Below are 3645 nucleotides of genomic sequence, written 5' to 3' on the forward strand. Positions count from 1 at the left end.
TCGCCAAATCCACCCAAAATAACTTTGGTAGATGGGGTCGAGCGGCTGGAGATTAACCTAAGTGACTATAGCTCTGTTGCAAACGAAGCCTTCAAAATTGGAGAGATCGAATTTTCCGCACACCACGTTCGAATTCGCTCACCTTACGAACGAGCCCATGCGGTATCTATTTGTGCAGACGGACGTGCCGTTCGAACGAAGAAAATTGATTCGATACCCAGCCACAGACTTCAAGATGAAGACGGCGATTTTTACTATCATTGCTACGTAACAAGCTCGTACTTGGACCAACGAGTTAGTGGGCAAAGAACCTCTATTGATCTCCCGGAGGAGCCGAGCCTAATTGAGCCAATAAGTTATCAAGCGCTCGATAAGGAAATCGATGAGCTAGTCCAGAGCCATCTCCGCCCCTACATCGAAGAGGCGCGGGTCATACGCGCGTCTGAGGTTGAGCTAATTATCAACCGGGAATATCCCGAGTATCGATATCTTGTTACTGGAACGAACGACGAGACTGAAAATATTCCGCTAGGCTCAAGCGGAAAGGATATTGTAGATCACTTGGCAATTGCTCACGCGCGGCGGTTAAGCCACGGCAGAGCTAGGCTCGAAGCGACACTCCAGAAATTCGAACATTCGGGTGAAATAGATTCTAGAAAAATTGTACAAGAGTTTGATGAAGTCTACCTAGAATCAATTAAAGCTCATCAGTCGTCACTAATTGGGTATCTTCTTTTCAGAAGAAAGATCATTGAGCTCTATGAGAAAGTTATAGGAAAATCTGGTGACAAATTTGAAAGAGAAGCAGCCGTACATAGCCTAATTTTTCCCCGGCATAGCGCGGTGAGTGGGCACCGCGACTTCGATGACAACAATTTGTGGCTTGTCGACGAGCGACTGACCTTCGCGAACTTCATTGACTCGGATCGCGATATTACCAAGCATGCTGCGCTTTTCGAAGTGAGCAGTGGAAACGAGCCCGATATCGCGTGCTACTTCAGCTTTGCGTTTTCCACTGACGATAGCCTTGACGACCTGCGAGAGGTTGTGATTGTGGAACTAAAGCGCCCAGGTCCTTTGCCATCAAGAGATGAGCACCCTTACACTCAAGTAATTCGATACATAAGAAATATCCGCGAAGGGAAATGGTCAAAAAATGGACCGAAGATTAAGGCCAACCAATCAACAAGATTCTACGCATATATTATATGCGACATAAGCGAGAAATTGACACAAGCGATAGTGGATGAATATCAGTTTCATCCTATGTTCGGCGGCACGGAAGGCTATTTCATATTTAACCCAACGCTCAACGCGTACATCGAATTTGTACCCTTTGAGCGAGTCGGCCGCGACGCAAGACGCCGACATAAGGCCTTTTTTGACCGGCTGGCTATTCCGGCGCCGAATGGTGGCTAACTCGTCGCCCTTCCGGTCAGAACGAGGGGCTAAACGTCCTCACCCCACCGCCACGCACTCAATCTCGATATCAAACTCCATCGGCCAGGACGCCACCGGCACAAAACTCCGCGCCGGCGGGTTCACACTGAAGTACCTGGCATAGACTCGGTTGATGGCGTTGTAGAAGCCGGAATTGACGGCGTAGATGCGCACCATCACCACGTTTTCCAGCGAGGTTCCGGCCGCTTCCAGGCAATGTTTCAGCGCCTTCAGCGACGCCTCGGTCTGCACCTCGATGTCGCCGCGCACCATCTCGCCGGTCACCATGTCCACCGGCGGCGTGGCCGAGATGAACACGAAGCCATTGGCCTTCACAGCCGTCGAGCAGGGCAGGCCAAGCGCCCGCACCTTGGCCGACATGACAGGCACTTCGATGATTTCTTTCTTCATGGCAAATCTCCCTCTCCTGCATTTGCAGGGAGCTTATCCCGGCACTGGCGGAACGCCAGCGCCGTTCTTCCCTTCTCCGCCTGTGGGAGAAGGTGGATCGGCGCGATAGCGCCGAGACGGATGAGGGGTGTTCCAGCGGAGTGAGACGTCGGCGTTCCCTGGAACACCCCTCATCCGTCGCCTTCGGCGACACCTTCTCCCACAGGGGGAGAAGGAAGATGCGGCGCTAAAGAAATCCGATGAACCGTCCGGCGAAAAGCACTGATGTCCACAGCAGTATCGAGAGCACAGCCAGGATGGCGCTGCCGGCCGGCTCGTCACCGCCTCTGGCGAAGCGCAGGAAGGCGAAAAAATTGATGCCGGCGAGAAGGATGAGTGCCATCTTGGCGAGGAAAACCGGCATTGCCGCATAGGTGCTCGCCTTGACGGAAAACAGCAGCGAGCCCGTGACGAGCGCACCCACGAATGCCGCCAAAGCAATGCGGCGCAGCAGCGCGACGAACGCGGCGTAAGGGAGCGAACGGAAGGCGCCGCAGATCCTGAGGTCCATGAGGAGGACGCTGGTCAACAGCGCGCCGATCGACATGATGTGGAGCGCATTGACCACGGGGTAGGCGATGAAGGAAGCCTTCAGCCACCGCGCTAGGGCAAGTTGCTCGAGGCCGGCGAAAAACTCCGTCATCTAGGCCGGCGGCACGCGGTCGGGATAGACATCATACGTCTTGCCGCCGACGATGAGGCGCACCGCTTTCATGCGCTTTTCGCTCGCCTCGAGCGAGCGGTTGCCGATCGCGGTCACCTCGTCGCCGACCTTGGCCACCTCCTCCGTGAAGCCGGCGGCGATGGTGCGGGACGGCGGCGCCATCTCCACCCGCCAGGCCTCACCCTCGGCGTCGACATCCAGCGTGGCGTGCGGATTGCCGATATAGATGGCCGTGATCTTGCCCCTGAGTTCGAAAAACCCGTCCTGCGTCCACGACCAGCCATGATGGGCATAGGCCGCGGTGCCGGCGGCAAGCATCACGGCCGCCGTCAGCGCGACGCTGCGAATTCCATTGAAAGGCGACTGCATCGCTTGTCTCCTCGGTTCGTCCAGCAGCGTTCGAGAGTAGGACACGGCGCGGCAACGTCAAATCACATCGGCCAAATGACCGGAACCGCCAGGCGCCCCGCTCGATCGCCGGCGTGAACGATCCGGCCTTGCTAATGACATCCATGCACGCCACTCTCGCCTTCCCTGCCCGCTCTTCCCCAGGCTGAAGACCGGACCCAAACCCGAAAACGAGGCAAACCATGAGCAGCATGAGAGACCGTCAGGAAGGCTTCGAAAAGAAGTTTGCGATGGACGAGGATACGAAGTTCAGGGCCATGGCGCGCCGCAACAAGCTGCTCGGCCTGTGGGCCGCCGAAAAGCTCGGCAAATCCGGTGCGGATGCCGACGCCTATGCGAAGGAAGTCGTGCACGCGGATTTCGAAGAGGCAGGCGACAACGACGTGTTCCGCAAGGTCCGCGCCGATTTCGATGCGGCAGGCATCGCCCAGTCGGATGCCCAGGTACGCACCGCCATGGAAACCCTGCTGGTGACCGCGGTGGAGCAGATCAGGTCGACGTGAGCGCCGCTCAGCCTTGATCGGGATAGGGCGTGCCGTCCTTGAGGCACAGGGCCACATTGTGGTGTTGGTTTGCCAGCGGGCTGACTCTTCCATCGTAGCGCTCTACGGCGCCCCCCTCTGTCCTGCCGGACATCTCCCCCTCAAGGGGGGAGATTGGCAGCTTTGGGGCCGGCCTTCACC

At 56.8% G+C, this 3645-nt stretch carries 5 protein-coding genes; 2 read left to right on the forward strand and 3 right to left on the reverse strand.

Annotated features, from left to right (window positions below; genetic code table 11):
- Positions 1-1419: hypothetical protein (locus EOD15_RS36015; RefSeq protein ID WP_185929123.1), on the forward strand; the 1419-nt coding region annotated here is incomplete at its 5' end.
- Between the two features lie 39 nt (positions 1420-1458).
- Here EOD15_RS36015 and EOD15_RS30710 read toward each other — a convergent pair.
- The 3 genes from EOD15_RS30710 to EOD15_RS30720 form a co-directional block, all read right to left on the reverse strand.
- The gene (locus EOD15_RS30710; RefSeq protein WP_127323019.1) at positions 1459-1851 is read right to left on the reverse strand and encodes a RidA family protein; all 393 of its coding nucleotides are present in this window, start codon (positions 1849-1851) and stop codon (positions 1459-1461) included.
- 226 nt (positions 1852-2077) lie between these two features.
- Positions 2078-2533, reverse strand: a complete 456-nt coding sequence (locus EOD15_RS30715; RefSeq protein WP_127323020.1) for a DUF6644 family protein — start codon at positions 2531-2533, stop codon at positions 2078-2080.
- Positions 2534-2923, reverse strand: coding sequence for a DUF6152 family protein (locus EOD15_RS30720; protein WP_127323021.1), 390 nt, complete (start codon positions 2921-2923; stop codon positions 2534-2536).
- Positions 2924-3144: 221 nt separating this feature from the next.
- On the opposite strand from EOD15_RS30720, the gene EOD15_RS30725 reads away from it, so the two are divergent.
- Entirely contained in the window at positions 3145-3465 is a 321-nt protein-coding gene (locus tag EOD15_RS30725) for a DUF1476 domain-containing protein (RefSeq protein WP_127321343.1), read from the forward strand.
- Positions 3466-3645 lie beyond the last annotated feature (180 nt).

It is taken from the genome of Mesorhizobium sp. M7A.T.Ca.US.000.02.2.1 (assembly GCF_003996995.1).
GTDB lineage: Bacteria > Pseudomonadota > Alphaproteobacteria > Rhizobiales > Rhizobiaceae > Mesorhizobium.